At 61.5% G+C, this 18,825-nt stretch carries 21 protein-coding genes and 1 tRNA gene; 5 read left to right on the top strand and 17 right to left on the bottom strand.

Annotation, left to right across the window (positions count from 1 at the left end; genetic code table 11):
- Nucleotides 1–14: 14 nt before the first annotated feature.
- The 9 genes from J2X19_RS11575 to J2X19_RS11535 all read right to left on the bottom strand — a co-directional run bounded on the left by J2X19_RS11575 (nt 15) and on the right by J2X19_RS11535 (nt 6,255).
- Nucleotides 15–1,316 carry a zonular occludens toxin domain-containing protein gene (locus J2X19_RS11575; RefSeq protein WP_310373253.1) on the bottom strand — a complete coding sequence of 434 codons (1,302 nt, stop codon included), beginning with the start codon at nt 1,314–1,316 and terminating at the stop codon, nt 15–17.
- Nucleotides 1,313–1,648, bottom strand: coding sequence for a DUF2523 family protein (locus J2X19_RS11570; RefSeq protein WP_310373252.1), 336 nt, complete (start codon nt 1,646–1,648; stop codon nt 1,313–1,315). The genes J2X19_RS11575 and J2X19_RS11570 overlap by 4 nt, the downstream gene beginning before the upstream one ends.
- A 1-nt stretch (nt 1,649) precedes the next feature.
- Complete coding sequence (locus J2X19_RS11565; protein WP_310373251.1) at nt 1,650–2,996, bottom strand: hypothetical protein; 1,347 nt, start codon at nt 2,994–2,996, stop codon at nt 1,650–1,652.
- Nucleotides 2,997–3,100: 104 nt separating this feature from the next.
- Nucleotides 3,101–3,343, bottom strand: coding sequence for a hypothetical protein (locus J2X19_RS11560; RefSeq protein WP_310373250.1), 243 nt, complete (start codon nt 3,341–3,343; stop codon nt 3,101–3,103).
- A 321-nt stretch (nt 3,344–3,664) separates the two neighbouring features.
- Complete coding sequence (locus J2X19_RS11555) at nt 3,665–3,883, bottom strand: hypothetical protein (RefSeq protein ID WP_125473853.1); 219 nt, start codon at nt 3,881–3,883, stop codon at nt 3,665–3,667.
- A 2-nt stretch (nt 3,884–3,885) separates the two neighbouring features.
- Nucleotides 3,886–4,200, bottom strand: coding sequence for a hypothetical protein (locus J2X19_RS11550; protein ID WP_116603685.1), 315 nt, complete (start codon nt 4,198–4,200; stop codon nt 3,886–3,888).
- 26 nt (nt 4,201–4,226) lie between these two features.
- Entirely contained in the window at nt 4,227–5,435 is a 1,209-nt protein-coding gene (locus J2X19_RS11545) for a replication initiation factor domain-containing protein (RefSeq protein WP_310373249.1), read from the bottom strand.
- A gap of 23 nt (nt 5,436–5,458) precedes the next feature.
- On the bottom strand, nt 5,459–5,872 hold the full coding sequence (locus tag J2X19_RS11540; RefSeq protein ID WP_310373248.1) for a hypothetical protein: 414 nt from the start codon (nt 5,870–5,872) through the stop codon (nt 5,459–5,461).
- 107 nt (nt 5,873–5,979) lie between these two features.
- A complete protein-coding gene (locus J2X19_RS11535; protein WP_310373247.1) occupies nt 5,980–6,255 on the bottom strand; it encodes a hypothetical protein in 276 nt (91 codons plus the stop codon).
- Between the two features lie 124 nt (nt 6,256–6,379).
- Here J2X19_RS11535 and J2X19_RS11530 point away from each other — a divergent pair, with 124 nt between their 5' ends.
- Together J2X19_RS11530 and J2X19_RS11525 are read left to right on the top strand one after the other, a co-directional pair.
- On the top strand, nt 6,380–6,838 hold the full coding sequence (locus J2X19_RS11530) for a DUF2726 domain-containing protein (protein WP_310373246.1): 459 nt from the start codon (nt 6,380–6,382) through the stop codon (nt 6,836–6,838).
- A 15-nt stretch (nt 6,839–6,853) separates the two neighbouring features.
- Nucleotides 6,854–7,336: a hypothetical protein gene (locus J2X19_RS11525; protein ID WP_310373245.1), complete on the top strand. Its 483-nt coding sequence runs from the start codon at nt 6,854–6,856 to the stop codon at nt 7,334–7,336.
- Here the strand turns inward: J2X19_RS11525 and J2X19_RS11520 are convergent.
- The 6 genes from J2X19_RS11520 to orn form a co-directional block, all read right to left on the bottom strand.
- A tRNA-Ser gene (locus tag J2X19_RS11520) sits at nt 7,304–7,396 on the bottom strand. The genes J2X19_RS11525 and J2X19_RS11520 overlap by 33 nt on opposite strands.
- 34 nt (nt 7,397–7,430) lie before the next feature.
- Complete coding sequence (locus J2X19_RS11515) at nt 7,431–8,699, bottom strand: aspartate kinase (protein WP_116603690.1); 1,269 nt, start codon at nt 8,697–8,699, stop codon at nt 7,431–7,433.
- Nucleotides 8,700–8,754: 55 nt separating this feature from the next.
- Nucleotides 8,755–9,747, bottom strand: coding sequence for a tRNA lysidine(34) synthetase TilS (gene tilS, locus J2X19_RS11510; RefSeq protein WP_310373244.1), 993 nt, complete (start codon nt 9,745–9,747; stop codon nt 8,755–8,757).
- Nucleotides 9,748–9,753: 6 nt separating this feature from the next.
- The gene (locus J2X19_RS11505) at nt 9,754–11,220 is read right to left on the bottom strand and encodes a sensor domain-containing diguanylate cyclase (RefSeq protein ID WP_310373243.1); all 1,467 of its coding nucleotides are present in this window, start codon (nt 11,218–11,220) and stop codon (nt 9,754–9,756) included.
- Nucleotides 11,221–11,345: 125 nt separating this feature from the next.
- A complete protein-coding gene (locus tag J2X19_RS11500; protein WP_310373242.1) occupies nt 11,346–13,247 on the bottom strand; it encodes a DEAD/DEAH box helicase in 1,902 nt (633 codons plus the stop codon).
- Nucleotides 13,248–13,473: 226 nt separating this feature from the next.
- Nucleotides 13,474–14,061, bottom strand: a complete 588-nt coding sequence (gene orn, locus J2X19_RS11495) for an oligoribonuclease (protein WP_116604248.1) — start codon at nt 14,059–14,061, stop codon at nt 13,474–13,476.
- 36 nt (nt 14,062–14,097) lie between these two features.
- On the opposite strand from orn, the gene J2X19_RS11490 reads away from it, so the two are divergent.
- Genes J2X19_RS11490 through rsgA form a run of 3 tightly spaced genes read left to right on the top strand, consistent with a single transcriptional unit; the run spans nt 14,098 to nt 16,670 of the window.
- Nucleotides 14,098–15,387: a M48 family metallopeptidase gene (locus J2X19_RS11490; protein ID WP_310373241.1), complete on the top strand. Its 1,290-nt coding sequence runs from the start codon at nt 14,098–14,100 to the stop codon at nt 15,385–15,387.
- Complete coding sequence (locus J2X19_RS11485; protein WP_310373240.1) at nt 15,384–15,719, top strand: 4a-hydroxytetrahydrobiopterin dehydratase; 336 nt, start codon at nt 15,384–15,386, stop codon at nt 15,717–15,719. The genes J2X19_RS11490 and J2X19_RS11485 overlap by 4 nt, the downstream gene beginning before the upstream one ends.
- Nucleotides 15,720–15,740: 21 nt before the next feature.
- Nucleotides 15,741–16,670: a ribosome small subunit-dependent GTPase A gene (rsgA, locus tag J2X19_RS11480; RefSeq protein WP_405048640.1), complete on the top strand. Its 930-nt coding sequence runs from the start codon at nt 15,741–15,743 to the stop codon at nt 16,668–16,670.
- On the opposite strand, the gene hisC is transcribed toward rsgA, so the two are convergent.
- Nucleotides 16,667–17,743: a histidinol-phosphate transaminase gene (hisC, locus tag J2X19_RS11475; RefSeq protein ID WP_405048639.1), complete on the bottom strand. Its 1,077-nt coding sequence runs from the start codon at nt 17,741–17,743 to the stop codon at nt 16,667–16,669. The two genes, rsgA and hisC, sit on opposite strands and share 4 nt — an antisense overlap.
- 67 nt (nt 17,744–17,810) lie before the next feature.
- Nucleotides 17,811–18,794, bottom strand: a complete 984-nt coding sequence (locus J2X19_RS11470) for a CobD/CbiB family protein (protein WP_116603696.1) — start codon at nt 18,792–18,794, stop codon at nt 17,811–17,813.
- Between the last annotated feature and the right edge of the window lie 31 nt (nt 18,795–18,825).

Genomic DNA, 18,825 nt, shown 5'->3' with positions numbered 1-18,825 from the left:
CTGCACGCCATAGATCACAACCTGCGCAACGTCATCGGCTCAGTACTGGCCGCACTAGGTGCTTGCTTTTCTGGCGTAGTGGCCTGCATTTGCGGTATCAAAGTCGCCTGCGGTGCATCGCAAACAATGGTGCGTTTTCTGGACCCAAACGCCACCACGGCAGCGCAGTCGTTCAGGGGTTCAAAGGTGTATCCCACCTTGACTAAATCGGCGCTAGTCACCATCCCGATAACCGCCATGCCATCGGTGACCGCGACGGTATAGACCCCCCTGCCCTTCGCCGAGATATGGCCGGTGATGTGCAGACCTTTGGGGCCGTAGGGTTCGGGGTAAGGATCATCGGCGGCGGCGGTCGTTTCAGCGGCTGCGGATGCCGCGGCTTGTGGTACTGCGGACTGCACTGCAGAGGCGGCTAACTGGGCCGGTTTGGGTGCGGCGGTGGTGCGCTGTGACGTGCTGGTGGGCAGCTTCTTTTTGTCGTCTTTCGGCGTAAAAGCGTAGGCACAGGCCAGCGCCGTAATCACCACAAAAAACCACTTGAATCGGTTGAATTTAACGATGAACGGCGACACGTCAGAAGCGCCCGATTCCGACACCGAATTGCCCTGCGTATGGCTCTTGTACAGCCTGAATAATTCAGGCCGGTATTTGCGCTGTTCGTCGGAGATCATGGCACCGCGATAGCCTGCATGCACCTTGCGAATGTAGTGGTCTTTCTTGCCCAAAATATCCGCTTTACGGACCTTGACCAGCATCGCCATTAGGCGGGCGATGGGCTGGTTAATGTCCCTGAAACTCTGCGTCATCAGCAGCACATCGGCGTTGAAATGCCGGTGCAATTTGAACCACTCCACCACCTGCGGGTCCGTGTCCTGCACCGGCATGGCAACATGGCATTCGTCAATGACAAATAGCGGTCCCTGCCCGGTGGTCGGGTGCTTCCACGTAGAGTAGTAATCCCACACGCCGGAGAAGATCGTCGCGCTGGCTTTGACCGGATTTTTAGGCTTGGCAGTGCCGATTTTTTCGCCCGTAGGCATGGTGAATTCGGACGCTGTTTCTTCGAACAATTGGAAAGCATCACCGTTGCCGTTTTCGTCCACGCGGTCGGCGTCCCAGGTGCCGAGGATGGGCATGGGGCGCGTACGGCGCTGGACCAAATCCACATAACCGGGGTCCATAGCCTGCAGCGTGTCCATATCCAGCGGCAGATTTGTAATCACCATGCGCCCTTTTTTGAGCGCATCCAGCACGTGATAAACACATGCCTCATAGCTCTTGCCAGAGCCCGGGATTCCCTCTAATCCGTTGATCATGATCCGAGCCGGGTAAAGGGGATCAGCTGCAAGATCAGCCGGATCGTGATGGCGGCGGTGATGATGGCGACGGCCTGACCGACACCCAACAGGCCGAGGATGTTGAGGATTTCCGAGGGCAGCGAACCCCAGGCACCGCCGTACTGCTGCAGGCCAGACAGGTCCAGGGAACTGATGGCGGAAACCACCACGTCCAGCAGCTTGTCGAATATCCAGCACGGTACATCGGTGGCGATTTCCCACAGGTCTTTAAACACCTGTTTGCCCAGATCGGCGAACCACTGGACGACAGCGGTGATCTTGGCCAGGAGCTTGGAGAAGAATGCAAACATGCTATCCCCCGTAGACCAGGGAGCGGGCCAGTAACAGCGCGCTGATGATGATCACCCACTTACCGAAGGTCCAGACTTCGCAGGGTGGGCTGATGTCGTGCTGCCCGAAGTTGACCACGCCCACATCAAGATTCAGGTTGATCACCGGGCAGGTGCCAGCGGACACGCTGGGCATGAGCGAGGACAGCAGGCCGACCAGGGACGAGCCGGTTAGCTGCTGTTTCTTGCCGCTCCAGACACCGGCCAAGCCATCGGGGTATTTTTGGGTGTAGAGGTCGGGGACGTTGGGCAAAGGCGTGTCGGTGGCCGATCCGCTTTGGCAGGCGATGATTTCCGGGTGGGCGGTGCACAGGTCGTCGTCGGCAGGCGTGGCAGATGCTGGGGTTGCGGGATTCGGCGACGTGGGGGCGTTGGGGTCGGTGGTGGTGATTTCTTCGGGGTTCAGATTGACGCGCCAGGGCTCTGCATCGGTGTTCGACGGTGTGACCGTCGTGGAGGGGTAGCGGTATTGCTGCGGGTTGGTATTGGGGATGGCAACCGGGTCGCCGGTTGGCACTTTTTGCGGCTGCGGATTCAGGGCCGGGTCGGGGTTCAGGATGGGCCTTTCCACGGGCACATTGAACGGGATTTCGTTCGGCACTTGCCAGGGCATGGTGGTCGGTGCAAGGTCTTCTTCAAACTCCTGCGGCGTGGCCGGACGGCCCACCGGATCAGCAGCAGGCGCCCATTTGCGGGGGAAGCCGTAGCCAAAGTAGAAAGGTGTGCCGCCGGGCTGGGCATCGTTGCGAAACTGGCAGCGGAAAGAGCCACTCCCCAAATCTTCGCAGGCACCTAAGCGGGTAAGGTACGGCTCTATCTGGTGGCGCCCATTCGCGGCTTTTTCTGCCAACGGCAAGGCGTTCGCATAGAAGGGACCGGACGTTTCGTGACCCTCCTCAAAGTACAGCCAGCACGCGCTGGAACAAATCTGAATCTCCCCTTTTTGCCAAGCGCCATCCTTGACGAAGTAGCCCTTGGACTGCGCCCATTCGAACGCGTAAGGCGCGGCAATAGTCCCCGCAATCACCCAGGGATTCACGAACAGAGCACGGGCGGCAAACCGGGGGGCATTGGCGGCCATTCGCATGGCGGCGGAAACTTCGACAGCCCGCCCGCCTACGTTCAGGGCGGCGGTGGTGCGTACGGTATTGGTTGCGGCCCAGGCTTCATTCGCGGCGGCGCGGTAGGTGGCGCGCTCGGTGCCGGTGCCAGCGCTCCAGCCTGTAGGCGGCGCTAGCTGGGCATAGCCCGCATAGGACGCTGCAGAAACGAAGCTGCACAGCAGCGCCAGAAGGGTTCGGATTCTCATTAATGCGCCCTCAGACCGTGCAAGAAAGCGACGCCACCCATTGCACCGATCAGCGCAAAAATGGCATAGACCAGCGAATAAATGGCGTCGTCCGTCATGGCGGTTTAGACCTTACGGATGATGCGTTTGGCGAGGTCCGGACCCTTGAAGATCAGGGCCACAGTGACCACGACCAGAGCCAGCGCGCCGATCTTGGTAGCGATGCCGGACAGGTCCACCGCGTCCAGAACGGCATCGAATTCGCCTGCGGCGTGGGCACCAGAGGCAAGGCCCAGAGTGGTCAGGGCGACGGCAGCACGTGCGCCTGCAGAGTGGTACAGGGCAGCAACTTTGCGGGTTACAAACATGATTTTTCCTTGAAAAAATGGTGGTCTGAGGTATTCAGATTGCACCGGAGATAGCTCTGGGTTTTAGAAGCCATCCCCGCTGGAATCAGAGCTTGCGGACCATGCTGATGACGAGGCCCGCGGCGTAGCCGATGGACCACATAAACAGCACGGACGCGAAGCCCCAGCCGTAGACCTGCAGGAGAGTTTCAGAGGTCAGTTGCATGCCCGGATTTCCTTTCTGATCTCATGTATCCAGAGGCCCAAAACGAGCGCAAAACTGATGCACCCGAGGTAGCTGGAAAGCGGGATAGCGGCATCAAATATCTGCATCGCAATGGCTCAGTTCGGGTAGTCGTTTTCGGTGCCCAGGCGGTCCAGATCGACGATCTGCGGCTGGTCGTCAAAGTCGAGGTCTTCCATCAGCTGGTGCGCGCTTTCAATGTCGGCCACGACACCGCCACCGGCTTGTTTCAGAGAGGCCACCCATTCAGGCTGACCATCTGTCAACGATGGCGCGAGAAAGCGCCCGGTGGTCTTGGACTGAATGAGTAGCCGCATGCTTAGACCGCCGCTTTGTGCTTCACCACGGGGGTGATGGACACCAGTTTCAGCGCGGTTTTGTCGTCGCGGCTGGCTTCCATTTCAAACACGGCATCCGCCTCGACGGGCAGCGATGCGCCCAGGTGTGCCCACTTGTCGAATTCCTTGTGGTCGCCGAGCTTGAAGGGGCGCGTTACGTGGCCGATAGAGCGGCCAGCGCCGTTTTCTTTCAGATCGACTTCGGCGTGAAACGTGGTCGAGCTGAAGGCTTTGCCTTCGAATTCGCCAACGCTTTCCTTGACGGCGTGGACCTTGACGCGGGAGTTAAATTGCATGGTGGTGCTTTCTGTTGGTGGTCGGTTTAGACGGCAAAATTTGCAGCAGGACCAGTGCTGTAAGCCGGGGAAAGGGAGTTATTCAGGCGGGCAAATGCAGCGGCAATTTCTGCTTTGCCAAACTTCTGCAGACGGCCCGGGCGCACTTGGTTTTCCAGCAGTTCGGCGAAGTTTTCGCCCATGAATTCGAAGGCGATGCAGATAGCGGCTGCAGGGGTGTTTTTGAGCCAGCGCCATACGCGGCTGACTTCTGCGTCTACGGTTTCCAGGGGCAGGCGTGGGTTGGTCTTGACGGGCTGCGGCTCGGCGATGTGGTCGGCCTGCAGGAGCTTGGCGGCGTGCCATTCGGAGGCCCCGGCGAAGAAGTCGGCGGGGTGGCGCAGCATCTCGACCGGCAGGACGCGTAGCTTGTTGCCGTAGCGGAGCTCTATGCGGAGCCAGTTAGAGAGCGCTTCGGGGCCGAATAGCTGATCGCCTTTCTCATAGGCGTTGGTCTGTTTCCCGGCTTCTTTGGAGCCGATGTAGAAGGAGCGGCCCCGGCCGGTTTCATCGGCCCAAGGCCCGATCATGTTGTGCTTGAGCTTCTTGCCGTTGCTGTTGCAGAGTCCGGCGAGATAGTCGTTTCGGACGCCTTGCATTCCACCGGGCAGGCCGTCGAAGAAGTCCAGGGCGAGATCAACGCGGGTGATATCGGCGTCGTGGGCTTCTGCAAGGTCGGCTAGGCGGTGGTTCCAGCCAGGGGCGGCGAAGGTGCAGGCCATGCCGAAGATGTTGGCGTGGATGGTCTTGGCTTGGCTCTGCTGGCGTGGGGAGTCACTGGAGGCACCGAAGCCGACCCAGGCGCATTCGAAGTCGTGGCGGACGATGGACCAGCGGTTTTTATAGAAGTCCTGGCCCTTCTTGATCTGGTCTTGGACTTGGAAATCTGAGCCCAACGCAGCGGCCACCAGAACGGCCAGTTCGTGGGCTTGCATGGCGGCTTGCTGTTCTTCGCCGGTGACCTCTTCCAGCAGCCGCTGGAAGCGGAACCATGCGGCATCGAATTCCTGGCCTGTGGCCTTCGTCTTGCCCGGAAACAGCACATCGACCGGGGGCGTGGGGGCGTTGCGGCGCTGAACGGTGAAGCGGACCCAATCGATATGCACCGGAGTTTGCGTAAGCGTCCGCTCGGCTTCCAGGCGGTGCTTGACCTCGTTGCCGTCGAGAACCAGGGACGATTTTTTAGCCAATTTCATATCGGGTGGGTGCGGTGGGTGGATCAGGAAACAGACAAAAAGAGGGATACGGATGCCGGGGTGGCTGGTAGGTTGTTATCCCCGTGATTACCAAGGGGGGCGCTACGCGCGTCCGCCTGCGCGCCGCATCCCCGCAAGCGGGGCCCCTCGGTCGCTGCGGCTGCCGTGCTGCGCGCTGACATGGGTTGCAGGGGTTCGTCGGAGCAAAAGCAGCGGCCATCGACGCCAGAGCAGGCGCGGACGCGGGCGGATGGGAAGTGCGCAACGCCTTTGAATGGCGTGTGCAGGTCGAGCTTGGAGAACTCGACTTGATCGCGGCTGGTCCAGGTGTCCAGCAGGCGGGCGCAAGTGGTTACTGTGTCGATGCGGACCTGTACCCAGGGCAGCACCATCGCAGCGGCGTGGGCGAGTTCGCGGGCGGTGTTGAGGTCGGTCATAGCCAGTCCACCAGCTTGCGCACCAGGGAACGGGAGATGCTGCGGATGGAGGCCACCAGCACGACCACCAGTAGAAGGCCGTAGCCTGCTAGTTGGGTCAGCATGGCTTAGGCCTTGACGGCAGCGGAACGGACCGAGGACATAGCGTCCAAGATCACGAAAAACTCTTGTGAATTGGGCGCGGTTTTGGGGAGGACTTTTGCCAGCAATCCGAGCACGTCGGAGGACGACAGATAGCGGTCTTTTTTGGGTGCCAACTCCTGCGCCACGGTGGCGGGAGCCACCACAGCATCGCCTACCGTTTTAGGCGCAGGAGCTGGCGTAACGCCGGGTAATTCTTGAGTGGTATCGGTGGCGGGGATTGCGGCTGGTTTGCGGGTCATGGCGGCTCCTAAAATGCAATCACATTGATTGCAAAACAGAGCTTACACTGCCATCACGATGATTGCAACATGCAATCACAATGATTGCAACAAATTTTCAACTCAACCTAAACCTTAGGAAACCATGAAGTCACTTATCTTGCTGTTGGTGTTGGTTGGTATCGCCTTCGTCGTGATAGCTACTCTCAAAGCGAAAAAGCCCGGACGCGCCTCTCAGGAGATTCCAACGAAAAAAGCACTGATGACTGAGCAAGAAACTGCGATGTACAACAGACTTAAACAGTCGTTGCCGCAACACCATGTTTTCACGCAAGTAAGCTTTGCCGCATTGATAACGGCCAAATCACGCCCCATACGCAATCTATTCGATAGAAAAATTGCGGACTTTGTGGTGTGCGACAGCGCTCTACAAGTCGTAGCGGCGATTGAGTTAGACGACAGCAGCCACAAGAACAAGGCCGCAAGCGACAAGAAGCGCGATGAACTGCTGACTGGTGCTGGTTATCGCGTTGTCAGATACAAAACCATCCCTGATATCGACAAAGTAAAAGCAGATTTCACCCCACTACAACTCAAGGAATGAGTCATGGATAGCACGATGACACTACTCGACAAAGCGCTTGCTTTGAACTCAGCACCGTACTGGCACGATAAGCTGAAACTGAACCGGAATGCTTTACACAACGCACGCATGCGGGGCCACATCAGCCCAGCAATCGCTGGAGCGCTGGCCGAAGAAATTGGAGAAGACCCAAGAAAATGGATTGTCGTCGCAGCCCTGGAATCAGAGCGGGACAGCGCATGCAAAGAACAAATGCTGAAACGCTTCACCACGTGGCGGAAACAGAAGCAAATACCCGAGGTTGCAGGGAAAGATAAGGTCCGCACGATCCTCGAATATTTCGTGGATACGTTAGATGTGAACGACGCATACGAAAACACAGCGAAAGAAGCGCTGCAAGCGATGCTTACCGCCTTCCCTCCTGAGACAGATGAAGCCCCAGAAACCAAAAAACCCCTGCAAGCACTAGGCTCACAGGGGGTATCTTGGCGGAAACGGAGGGATTCGAACCCTCGATGAGGCTCTACACCCCATACTCCCTTAGCAGGGGAGCACCTTCGGCCACTCGGTCACGTTTCCAATCCAGCTATTATCGCACGACTTTTGGCGATTTTTAGGCGGCGGGCTGGTCGAGTTCGAATGCTTTGTGCAGAGCGCGCACGGCCAGTTCCATGTACTTCTCGTCGATGACCACCGAGGTCTTGATTTCGCTGGTGGAAATCATCTGGATGTTGATGCCCTCTTCGCTCAGGCAACGGAACATCTTGCTGGCCACGCCCACATGGCTGCGCATGCCGATGCCGACGATGCTGACCTTGCAGATCTTGGCGTCGCCGGTGATCTCGGTCGCGCCCAGGCCGGGCAGCACTTTTTCTTTCAGCAGGTCAACAGTGCGCGCGTAGTCGTTGCGGTGCACGGTGAAGCTGAAATCGGTTTTGCCGTCTTTGCTGACGTTCTGGATGATCACATCGACTTCGATGTTGGCATCGGCCACCGCGCCCAGGATCTGGTAGGCGATGCCGGGGGTGTCGGGCACGCCGAGCACGGAAACTTTGGCTTCGTCGCGGTTGAACGCGATGCCGGAGACAATGGCTTGTTCCATATTTTCGTCTTCTTCAAAAGTAATCAGGGTGCCAGATTTGGCTTCAATCTCGATGTCGATGTCCCAGGGGGTGAAGCTGGACAAGACGCGCAGCGGCACCTTGTATTTGCCGGCAAATTCGACAGAACGAATCTGCAGCACCTTGGAGCCCATGGAGGCCATCTCCAGCATTTCTTCGAAGCCCACCGTTTGCAGGCGGCGCGCTTCGGGCACCACACGCGGGTCGGTGGTGTAGATGCCATCCACGTCGGTGTAGATCAGGCATTCAGAAGCCTTCATGGCGGCGGCCACGGCCACGGCCGAGGTGTCGCTACCGCCACGCCCCAGGGTGGTGATGTTGCCGGCCTCGTCCACGCCTTGGAAACCGGTGACGATGACCACCTTGCCAGCGGCCAGGTCCACACGCACCTTTTGGTCGTCGATGGACTCGATGCGGGCCTTGGTGTGGGCGCTATTGGTCAGGATCGGCACTTGCCAGCCGGCGTAGCTGACCGACTCCATGCCCTCGCCTTGCAAGGCAATGGCCAGCAAGGCGACCGAAACCTGCTCGCCAGTAGAGGCCAGCATGTCGAGTTCGCGCTGGTAGGCGTCGCCCGGCTTGGCCGGCGCCAGCTCTTTGGCCAGACCCAGCAGGCGGTTGGTTTCGCCGCTCATCGCGCTGGGAACCACCACCATCTGGTGGCCGGCGCGCGCCCATTTGGCGACGCGCTTGGCAACAAGGCGGATGCGCTCGGTGGAGCCCATCGACGTGCCGCCGTATTTGTGAACGATCAATGCCATGGAATATTAAAGACGCTAAGAAGTTGGATGTCCGAAGACACAAAGGAAGCACAAACTACGAAAGGTCTGGAGGGGCCGCAGAAACGGTGTCCAAAGCCTTGGGATTGTACCAATCCAGCCACTGGCCCCGGCGAACCGCAAAGCCGGCGCCCAGCTTGATATGGATTTTTTGCCCGCGCGTGGTGCAGGCGGCGATCTGCCGCTGCAGCTCGTGCAGCTGCGCGGTGCTGGGCGTGGTCTGGTGGACACTGCTGAACCAGTGGCGCAGCAGATTGGCCTGGCGCGGCAGCGACAGGGCTTGCAAACCGGCGATGGCGGGCGGGCACCCCACGCTCTGCAGGTCCTGCACCGCCACTTCCCGCAGCAGGGTTTGCGCCTGCGCGGCATGGGCGGCGCTGCGGCCAAAGGTCTCGCGGAACTGCGGAAACGCCGCCTCCAGCACCGGCAGCAGCTGGGCACGGATGCGGTTGCGGGTGAAGCGCTGGTCCGCATTGGTCGGATCGACGATGTAGGCCACGCCGCGCTGGTCCAGCCAGGCGCGGATATGGTCGGCGCGCACGCCCAGCAGCGGCCGGTAAAAGCGGATGCCGCCGCGCTCCCAGTGGGCCGGCATGGACGCCAGCCCCGGCAGCCCGGCGCCCCGGCTCAGCGCGAGCAGCAGGGTCTCCACCTGGTCGTCGGCGTGCTGCGCCAATACTATGGTTTTGATAGCTACTTGCGCAGGATCTACCTGCGCCAGAGCACTAAAAGCCTTGTAACGCGCTTTGCGGGCCGCATCTTCCGGGCTCTCACCGGGGGCCGGCTGGGCGTGGACGCGCAGCACCTGCAGCGGCACCTGCAGGCCCGCGCAGAAAGCCTCGCAATGGTGCACAAAATCATCGGCAGCCGCCTGCAGCCCGTGGTGGATATGGACCGCCTGCACCTGGCCCGGCCAACGCTCGGCACAGGCCAGCAGCAAAGCCGTGGAATCCGCGCCACCGCTGAACGCCACCGTGAACGGCAGCGGGGGTGCGAACGCGCGGACCGCGTCTACCAGCGTGGTGCCCATCAGTGCTCAGCCCCCGTGGGTGCGCCGCTCGATGTGCTGCTCTTGGTAGTAGCGGGTTTTTTCCACATACATGGCCCGGTCGGCGCGGATCAGCGCGGCTTCCAGCTGGTCGCTGGAATGGCAGGTGGCCATGCCGATGGCGATGCTCAGCTTGTGGCTGGTGTAGAACTGGTTGTTCAGCTCCAGCATCGAATGGATGCGGTCGATGATGGCCTGCGCACCGCGCTCGTCCGCGCCGGGCAGCAGCATGGCGAATTCGTCGCCGCCGGTGCGGGCGGCGCACATCGGGGCGCTGCTGACTTTGCCAAACACCTCGCCCGCGCGCCGCAGCAGTGCATCGCCCGCCACATGGCCGTGCTCGTCGTTGATCTGCTTGAGTCCGTTCAGGTCCATGATCAGCACGCTCAGCGGCCACGGCCCTTTGCGCGACAAGCGGTTCAGCTCGTCCATGTAGAAAGCCCGGTTCCGCAGCTGCGTCAGCGAATCGTGCTTGCCCAGGTATTCGAGGTAGGCTTCGGCCTTCTTGCGGGCGGTGATATCGACCAGCGACACCAGCACCAGGTCCCAGTCCGCCAGGTGGTCGGGCAGCACGGCAAACTGCATGTGGATGTTGAGCAGGTCACCGCCCAGCCGGTAGTTGACCACCTCGCGCATCAAGGTGGTTTTGCCCTGCCACAGCTCGATCAGTTGCTCGGCGAACGAGTCGCGCATTTCCCCTTGGAATACCTCGCCCAGGCGGGCCAACAGCTCGGCTTTGTTCTTGGCGCCAAACATCGTCAGAGTTTGGCGGTTCACGTCGATGACGCGGATCTCCTGCATGCAGCGCGAGACGAATTCGGGGTGCACGTTGATGAAAGTCCTAAAGTCCTCGATGCCGCGCATGCGCACTTCGTCGATCAGCTTCTTTACGGAGCTAAAGTCCTCGACCCACAGCGACACTGGCGAGTAGTCGAACAAGTCCCGCGCATGCTGCTCGCTGGACACCAGCAGGTTCGAGGTTTGCAGCTCGTGGGTGATGTCCTGCAGCGACACCATCACGCGTCCCCAGGTGGCTTCATGGCCTTGCAACACCCGCGCCTGCACTTTCACGTCGAGCCGGCGGCCGTCCAACGCATAGTTCACGGTCTGGATGGCGAAGCCCAGCTCGCCGTTCCACATGGGGTACATCTGCTGCGCAAAATGGTCGAGCATGTCGCCGCGGAATACCTGCGACAAATTGGCCAGCAACTCGGCCTGGCTGCTGGCGCCAAACAGCTCCAGCGTGCGCTGGTTCACCTCCAGCACCTGCAGCGAGGCCGCACATTCGGCCAGGCATTCGGGATGGGCGGCAACGTGGGCGCGCAGATCACTCACCCCGTCATCGCGCCAGCGGTCGAACAGGCGCTTCAAGGCGCTGAAATCCTCCAGCCACAAGGACACAGGGGCCAACTCGAACAGATGCGCGTAGTCGGCGGGAGAAGACGAATGGGACACGTTGAAACCTCCAGGCGGGTATTGTGCCGGCTGCCACCCGTGCGGCTGGAGCAGTGGCTGGCTCCGGGCGAAAAAAAAACCAGGCCACAAGGGCCTGGTTTTTCAGGAGACACAGTCTGCGCGAATTAACGGGCGGGCTTGCTCAGACGTTTCTTGGTGTCGCGGGGCACAAACACCTTGCCGCCATTGCCAGCACCGGCACCGGGCTTGCTGAAAGCCGGCTTGGAGAAGGCTGGACGCGGTGCGTTGAAGTCACCACGCTCGGCACGGTCGCCACGGGGAGCGAAACCGCCGCCGGCTGGAGCGCCGCCGCCGAAGCCACGGTCTGCACCGCGATCGCCGCCACCGAAGCCGCCGCCGTTGTCACGGTTGCCTTGGTAGCCGCCACCGGTACGGGCTGGTGGACGGCTGTTGCGGTCGTTGAAACCGCTGGCGCCGCCATAACCACCACCGCCTTCGCGGTTGCCACCACCGAAACCACCACGGTCGCCGCCGCCGAAGCCGCCACGATCACCGCGTGGCGAAGGGCCGAAGCTGCGGCCACGGGGTGCACCATCACGGCCGCCGAAGCCGCCGCCTGCACCACGTGGGGGACGCGAATCCGGCTGGCGCTGTTGTGGCTCCATACCGGGAATCACTTCGGCCTTGAACTGCTGGTGGCTGTAGCTTTCGATGTCGAAAATCTTGCGACGGTCGCGCATTTCGGCAAAGGTCACGGCGATACCGTCGCGGCCCGCACGGCCGGTACGGCCAATACGGTGGGTGTAGTCTTCGGCCTTCATTGGCAAGCCGAAGTTGAACACGTGGCTGATGCTGGGCACGTCGATACCGCGGGCGGCAACGTCGGTGGCTACCAGAATCTGCACCTGGCCTTGGCGCAGGGCCATCAGGCGGCGATTGCGCAGACCTTGGCTCAGGGCACCGTGCAATGCGACGGCGCTGAAACCTTCTTGTTGCAGGTCGTTGGCCAGGCCATCGCACTCGATCTGGGTGCTGGCAAACACGATCGCCTGGGCGATGCTGGTGTCACGCAGCCAGTGGTCGAGCAGCTTGCGCTTGTGTTGGGCGTTATCGGCCCAGAACAAGATTTGCTTGATGTTCTGGTGTTTTTCTTGCGGGCTGTCGATGGTCACGCGCTGGGGTTCGCGCATTACACGCTGGGCCAGTTGCTGGATGCGCGGCGCGAAGGTGGCGCTGAACATCATGGTCTGCTTGCGGCCAATGGTCATCTGATTGACATCAGCCAGGTCGTCCGAGAAACCCAGGTCCAGCATGCGGTCGGCTTCGTCGACCACCAGGAATTGCACCTGGTCGAGCTTGATTTGCTGCGAGCGCTGCAGATCCAGCAGGCGGCCAGGGGTCGCCACCACCAGGTTGGCGTTTTGCAGCTTGGCGATTTGCAACTGGTAAGGCATGCCGCCAACCACGTTGGCAATGCGCAGGCCGCGGCAATGCGCGACCAGGCCAATCGCGTCGTGGGCCACTTGCTGGGCCAGTTCGCGGGTGGGGCACAGGATCAGGGCGCCAGGGGTGGCGGCCTTGAAGTTGCGGGCATTGGTGGGGTCTTTGCGCTTGGCGCGCTTGGGAGCGGGTTCGCCCTTGGCAGCGGCTTCGGCCACAGCGGCTTCGTATTCGGCTTTTTCAGCGGCTTCGGCTTCGGCTTGCTGTTTCAGCAAGGTGTGCAGCACGGGCAGCAGGAAGGCGGCGGTCTTGCCACTACCGGTCTGGCTGGACACCATCAGGTCGACAAAGCGGGCGGACTCGCTTTGCATGGCCATGGGGATGGTTTGCATTTGCACAGCGGTCGGCTGGGTGTAGCCCAGGTCGGCCACGGCTTGCACCAGCTCAGGGGCCAGGCCCAGGGTCACAAAGCCGTTAGGCGCTGCAGGAGCAGCATCTGCCTCTGCAGCGACTACGGCATCAACGCCTTCGACGGACTGCAAAGTCTCGGTCACGAAGGTATCGTTGGTGGAAGAAAAGGAAGATGCAGACGAAAAGTCGCCCGCGACATCAAAAGAGTCGTTCATTTAATTACTCACACGGGAACACCGTAAAGGCTACGGTGCGCCCCGTTAATGGTTAAAAAACATCAACCATCAAACGGAGCCAGTACCTTAGATGGGCCAATAACTTATGGACCGGTACTAGTTGGTGCAACTTTGTGCGCCAGATGAGTGAAGGGAGATGTGCAAAGTGCACTAATTATTTTCAGTGCAGCCTCGAATTATAGCCCGAATCCGGGTTTCCACCTAATTACTCTGCAGCCATCTTTAAAAAGTGTGTGCGGTAGTGCACCAATTCCTCAATCGATTCATTCACATCGGCCAGGGCCGTGTGCTTCTGCTGCTTCTTGAAGGATGCCGCCACCTCGGGCCGCCAGCGCTTGGCCAGCTCTTTCAGGGTACTCACGTCCAGGTTGCGGTAATGGCAAAAAGCCTCGAGCTTGGGCATGTACTTGGCGAGAAAGCGCCGGTCTTGGCCGATGCTGTTGCCGCACAGTGGCGAGGTACCCTTGGGCACGTACTGGGCCAGAAAGGCGATGACCAGGGCTTCGGCCTCGGCTTCGGCCATGGTGGACGCCTTGACCTTGTCGATCAGGCCACTCTTGCCATGCGTGCCCTTGTTCCAGGCATCCATCTGGTCCAGCTGCGCATCCGACTGGTGGATCACCAGCACCGGGCCTTCGATACGCGGCTCCAGGTTCGGGCCGGTGACGACCACGGCGATCTCTATCAGGCGGTCGACCTCGGGGTCCAGGCCGGTCATTTCACAGTCCAGCCAGATCAGGTTTTGGTCCGATTTAGCCAGCAATACAGGGGTTAGGGTGTTGATTTCAGCCATGGGCCGCATTGTCACCGATGGCCTACACTCCCGCCCATGCAAGATTTCGCCCCTTTTTCGCCCTCAACTGCCCTGACCCTCGGCTTTGCCGCTATGTTGATTGTGGGCATGTGGGTCAAGTTCTGGCTGGCCTCGCGCCAGATCCGCCACGTTGCCCAGCACCGCAATCACGTACCCGCGGCGTTCGCCAGCCATATCACCCTGGCGGCCCACCAAAAGGCCGCCGACTACACCATCACCAAGGCCCGTTTCGGCCTACTGGAACTGGCGCTGGGCACAACCGTTCTGCTGGGCTGGACGCTGCTGGGCGGACTGAATGGGCTGAACCAGAGCCTGCTGGCCTGGCTGGGCGGCGGCATGTGGCAGCAGCTAGCGCTGCTGGTCGGCTTTGTGCTGGTCAGCGGCCTGATCGACATCCCGGTCACGCTGTACCAGACCTTTGTGATCGAAGAGCGCTTCGGCTTCAACAAGACCACCGTCAAGCTCTGGCTGGCCGACATGCTCAAGTCCAGCGTCGTCGGTGCCGTCATCGGCCTGCCGATCGCCGCGCTGATCCTGTGGCTGATGGGCAGCGCCGGCCCGCGCTGGTGGCTCTGGGCCTGGAGCGCCTGGATGGGCATCAACCTGCTGCTGTTGATGATTTACCCGACCTTCATCGCCCCGCTGTTCAACAAGTTCAAGCCGCTGGAGGACGAGACCCTGAAGGCCCGCGTCACCGCCCTGATGCAACGCTGCGGCTTTGCCGCCAAGGGCTTGTTCGTGATGGACGGCAGCAAGCGCAGTGCCCATGCGAATGCCTACTTCACCGGCTTTGGCGCCGCCAAGCGCGTGGTGTTCTATGACACGCTGCTGAGCAAACTGGCCCCTGCTGAAGTCGACGCCGTGCTGGCCCACGAGCTCGGCCACTTCAAGCACAAGCACATCATCCAGCGCATCGTCACCATGTTTGCCTTCAGCCTGCTGGGCTTTGCGCTGCTGGGCTGGCTGTCGGCGCAGGTCTGGTTCTATACCGGCCTGGGCGTCATTCCAAATATGTCGGGCGCGCCGAACGACGCGCTGGCGCTGCTGCTGTTCATGCTGGCCACGCCGACATTCACCTTCTTCATCGCCCCGCTGTCGGCCCAGGTGTCGCGCAAGCACGAGTTCCAGGCCGACGCCTACGCCGTCCAGCAAACCAGTGGGCAAGACCTGTCTACTGCCCTGCTCAAGCTGTACGAAGACAATGCCTCCACCCTGACACCCGACCCGGTGTTCGTGAAGTTCTACTACTCGCACCCGCCGGCCTCCGAGCGGCTGGCGCGCATGGCCCAAGGAGCCGCCACATGACCTCTGACCTGAAGAAAAAAGACTGGTCCACGCAGACCCGGCGGGCGCTGAACGCTGCAGAAATCGTAGCAAAGCTAACCCATGTAGAAGGCTGGCAGCTGGAGGGCGACGGTGCCGACATCGCCATCAGCAAAACCTTCCGCTTCGCCAACTATTTCGAGACCATCGCCTTCGTCAACGCCGCCGCCCTGGTGGCGCACCGGCAAGACCACCACCCGGATCTGCAGGTGTCATACAACCGCTGCGTGGTGCGCTTCAACACCCACGACGTGGGCGGCCTGTCGGTCACCGACTTTGACTGCGCGGCGCAACTGAATGCACTCCTTGTTTAAGCGTCAACTCTGGGCACTGGTTTGAGCGGCCGCCCCACCCTCACCCCAGGCCTGGTCGTAGCCACCTACGGCCGCCACTGCATGGTGGAGCGCGCTGACGGCAGCCGCCTGATCTGCCACCCGCGCGGCAAGAAGAGCACGGCTGTGGTCGGCGACAAGGTGCTGTGGCTGCCCGCTGCCACCGGCCAGGGCGAAGACGGCACCATCGAAAAACTGCAGCCGCGCCGCAACCTGTTCTACCGCCAGGACGAAATCCGCACCAAGTCTTTTGCCGCGAATCTCGACCAGGTGCTAATCCTGATCGCCGCCGAACCCGAGTTCTCCGAGACCCAGCTGTCGCGCGCGCTGATCGCCGCCGAGGCCGAGCGCATCAGCCCGCTGATCGTGCTGAACAAGCAGGATCTGACCGAACCTTTCGACCGCGCCTGGGGCTGGCTGACCGCCTACCGCGACATGGGTTACCGCATGCTGCCGCTGTCACTGAAAGACGGCGGTGGCACTCTAGAGGCCGTCAAAGCCGAGTTGGCCGGCAAAACCACCTTGGTGCTAGGCCCATCCGGCGCCGGCAAAAGCACCTTGACCAACCATCTGGTGCCCGGCGCCCTGGCCGCCACGCGCGAAATCTCGCAGGCGCTGAACACCGGCAAGCACACCACCACCAGCACCACCTGGTACTGGGTCGACAAAGAGGCGAATACCGCGTTGATCGACTCGCCGGGCTTCCAGGAATTCGGCCTGCACCACATCGATGCCCGGCACTTGTCGGGCCTGATGCCGGACATCAAACCCTTTGTGGAACGCTGCAAGTTCTACAACTGCACGCACCTGCACGAACCGGGCTGCGGCGTGATGGCCGCAGTCAAAAACGACGGTAGCGTAGGCAGCATCAGCGACAGGCGCTACAAAATATATAGCGACCTGTTCGCCGAGCTGGACGCATCGAAGTTCTAACCCAGGATCTGCGCCAGCGCCTGCAACAAGCTATCGCACTGCGCCGGCGTGCCGACGCTGATGCGCAGGTACTGGGCGATGCGTGCCTGCTTGAAATGTCGCACCAGCACTGCGCGTTTACGCAGCTCGGCCGCCAACTCGGCAGCGTCGCGCTGCGGATGGCGGGCAAACACAAAGTTGGCCTGCGAGGGCAGCACCTCGAAACCCATGTCCTCCAGCTGCAGCGCCAGGCCTTCACGGCTGTGCACCACGGCCGCGCAAGTCTGGGCGAAATAGGCCTGGTCTTCAAACGCCGCCAGCGCTCCGGCCTGGGCCAGCCGACCCAGCGGATAGGAGTTGAAGCTGTTCTTCACCCGCTCCAGCGCCTCGATCAAAGGCCGCTGGCCACAGGCCAGGCCGACCCGCAAACCGGCCAGCGAGCGCGATTTGGACAAGGTCTGCGTGACCAGCAGATTCGGGTAGCGGGCGATCAGACCGACAGCCGACTCGCCGCCAAAATCCACATAGGCCTCGTCGACCAACACCGCGTGCTGGGGGTGCATCTGTAGCAGGCGCTCGATCTGCGCCAACGGCAGGCCGATGCCGGTGGGCGCGTTCGGGTTGGCAACCACCACACCGGCAATCTCGCTGCCGGCGGGACCGACCAGGGTCTCCACGTCCACCCGCAAGCCATCGGCCAGCGGCACGACATGCATGGGGATGCCATACAGCCCGCAATACACCTGGTAAAAGCTGTAGGTCACATCGGGCAGCACCAGCGGCGCGGCCTGCTGGAACAGCGCGAAAAAGGCATGCGCCAACACCTCGTCCGAGCTGTTGGCGACAAACACCTGGTCCGGCTGTAAGCCGTACTGGCGGGCAATCGCGCCGCGCAAGGCGACGGATTCCGGGTCGGGATACAGCTGCAAGCCCTGCTCGGCCGCGGCCTGGATCGCGGCCACCACCTTGGGCGACGGCGGGTACGGGTTCTCGTTGGTGTTGAGCTTGGTCAGGTTGGCGAGCTTGGGCTGCTCGCCGGGCACATAGGGCACCAGCCCGCCGACTACCGGGCTCCAGAACGGGGAAGAAGTCAAAATGCTATTGCTTTCATAGCTGCCAGCGCAGACTATATCTGCGCCAGAGCCTGGTTTTCTTTAAAAATCAGCCGAGCAGATTGGCCAGGGTCAGCAAGGCCAGCATGCCCATCCACAACACCACGGCGCGCCAGACCAGACCGACGACGCTGCGCAGATGGGCCAGCTCGGGGTCGCGGCCGGGGGTGGACTCGGTGTCTATGCCCAGCTCCAGCGGCGTGGCACCGTTGTAGCCCAGGGCTTCGGTGGCCTTCAAGGCCTCGCCACCCAGGCGCACGTTCAGCGCGCCCGAGGTCGCCGCCAGCACCACACCGTCGTTGTCATTCGGGAAGCGCTGCGCATAGTTACGCCAGCTGTCGATCGCGTCTTCGAAGCTGCCAACCACCGCAAAACCCAGGGCCGTGGCGCGGGCCGGCAGCCAGTCGATCACGGTCCAGGCATTGGCGGCGGCTTTTTGCAGCGAGGCGCTGGCCGGCTGGTGCTGGTCGCGGGCCTTGTAGGCCCAGTAGCGCGAAACGAATTCGCTCAGGCGGTAGAACACCGCGCCGGCTGGCCCCAGGCCCAGCGCAGCCAGCACCGAATACCAGGCCAGCACGCCAAACACATGGCGGTGCGCGGCGAGCACCGAATATTCGATCACATGGCGGACGATTTCGCTGCGCGGCAACTCGCTGGCGTCAACCTGCTGCCACTGGGCCAGCAGCTCGCGCGCCAGGGGCTCGTCGCCGCTTTCCAGCGCATCGCGGATCTCGGTGAAATGGTGGCTGAACTGTCTAAAGCCCAGGGTGATGTAGAGCACGGCCACGTTCCAGACCACCGCCACCGGCCAACCCAGCGCCCACACCAGCAGCCAATGCAGGCCGAGTGCGACCAGGCTGGGGACGCCGACTGCCAGCACCCAGGCCAGCCAGCCATGCTGTGGTTTGCCCGCATCGAAATTGCGGCTCGAGCCGCGCACCCAGGCGCGCAGCATGCCGTGTATCGGGTTGTCTCGGGCCACCGGGCGGACCTGCTCCAGCAGGAGCGCAAACATGATCGCGAAAAAGCTCATGCCACGATGATAACGACCTACCGTGTAGCGT

The sequence above is a fragment of the Rhodoferax ferrireducens genome (assembly GCF_031458075.1).
GTDB classification, from domain to species: Bacteria; Pseudomonadota; Gammaproteobacteria; order Burkholderiales; family Burkholderiaceae_C; genus Rhodoferax_B; species Rhodoferax_B ferrireducens_A.
The sequence above is the reverse complement of the archived record's forward strand: the minus strand, read 5'-3'. Positions and strand labels throughout refer to the sequence as shown.

Excerpts from the sequence above, each read along its gene's own strand:
- J2X19_RS11560 (WP_310373250.1), bottom strand. The coding sequence starts at position 3,343 with ATGTTTGTAACCCGCAAAGTTGCTGCCCTGTACCACTCTGCAGGCGCA.
- J2X19_RS11500 (WP_310373242.1), bottom strand. The coding sequence starts at position 13,247 with ATGAACGACTCTTTTGATGTCGCGGGCGACTTTTCGTCTGCATCTTCC.
- J2X19_RS11545 (WP_310373249.1), bottom strand. The coding sequence starts at position 5,435 with ATGAAATTGGCTAAAAAATCGTCCCTGGTTCTCGACGGCAACGAGGTC.
- J2X19_RS11525 (WP_310373245.1), top strand. The coding sequence starts at position 6,854 with ATGACACTACTCGACAAAGCGCTTGCTTTGAACTCAGCACCGTACTGG.
- tilS (WP_310373244.1), bottom strand. The coding sequence starts at position 9,747 with ATGGGCACCACGCTGGTAGACGCGGTCCGCGCGTTCGCACCCCCGCTG.
- J2X19_RS11565 (WP_310373251.1), bottom strand. The coding sequence starts at position 2,996 with ATGAGAATCCGAACCCTTCTGGCGCTGCTGTGCAGCTTCGTTTCTGCA.
- J2X19_RS11485 (WP_310373240.1), top strand. The coding sequence starts at position 15,384 with ATGACCTCTGACCTGAAGAAAAAAGACTGGTCCACGCAGACCCGGCGG.
- J2X19_RS11490 (WP_310373241.1), top strand. The coding sequence starts at position 14,098 with ATGCAAGATTTCGCCCCTTTTTCGCCCTCAACTGCCCTGACCCTCGGC.
- J2X19_RS11540 (WP_310373248.1), bottom strand. The coding sequence starts at position 5,872 with ATGACCGACCTCAACACCGCCCGCGAACTCGCCCACGCCGCTGCGATG.
- J2X19_RS11530 (WP_310373246.1), top strand. The coding sequence starts at position 6,380 with ATGAAGTCACTTATCTTGCTGTTGGTGTTGGTTGGTATCGCCTTCGTC.
- J2X19_RS11550 (WP_116603685.1), bottom strand. The coding sequence starts at position 4,200 with ATGCAATTTAACTCCCGCGTCAAGGTCCACGCCGTCAAGGAAAGCGTT.
- J2X19_RS11555 (WP_125473853.1), bottom strand. The coding sequence starts at position 3,883 with ATGCGGCTACTCATTCAGTCCAAGACCACCGGGCGCTTTCTCGCGCCA.
- orn (WP_116604248.1), bottom strand. The coding sequence starts at position 14,061 with ATGGCTGAAATCAACACCCTAACCCCTGTATTGCTGGCTAAATCGGAC.
- J2X19_RS11515 (WP_116603690.1), bottom strand. The coding sequence starts at position 8,699 with ATGGCATTGATCGTTCACAAATACGGCGGCACGTCGATGGGCTCCACC.
- J2X19_RS11535 (WP_310373247.1), bottom strand. The coding sequence starts at position 6,255 with ATGACCCGCAAACCAGCCGCAATCCCCGCCACCGATACCACTCAAGAA.
- J2X19_RS11575 (WP_310373253.1), bottom strand. The coding sequence starts at position 1,316 with ATGATCAACGGATTAGAGGGAATCCCGGGCTCTGGCAAGAGCTATGAG.
- J2X19_RS11570 (WP_310373252.1), bottom strand. The coding sequence starts at position 1,648 with ATGTTTGCATTCTTCTCCAAGCTCCTGGCCAAGATCACCGCTGTCGTC.
- J2X19_RS11470 (WP_116603696.1), bottom strand. The coding sequence starts at position 18,794 with ATGAGCTTTTTCGCGATCATGTTTGCGCTCCTGCTGGAGCAGGTCCGC.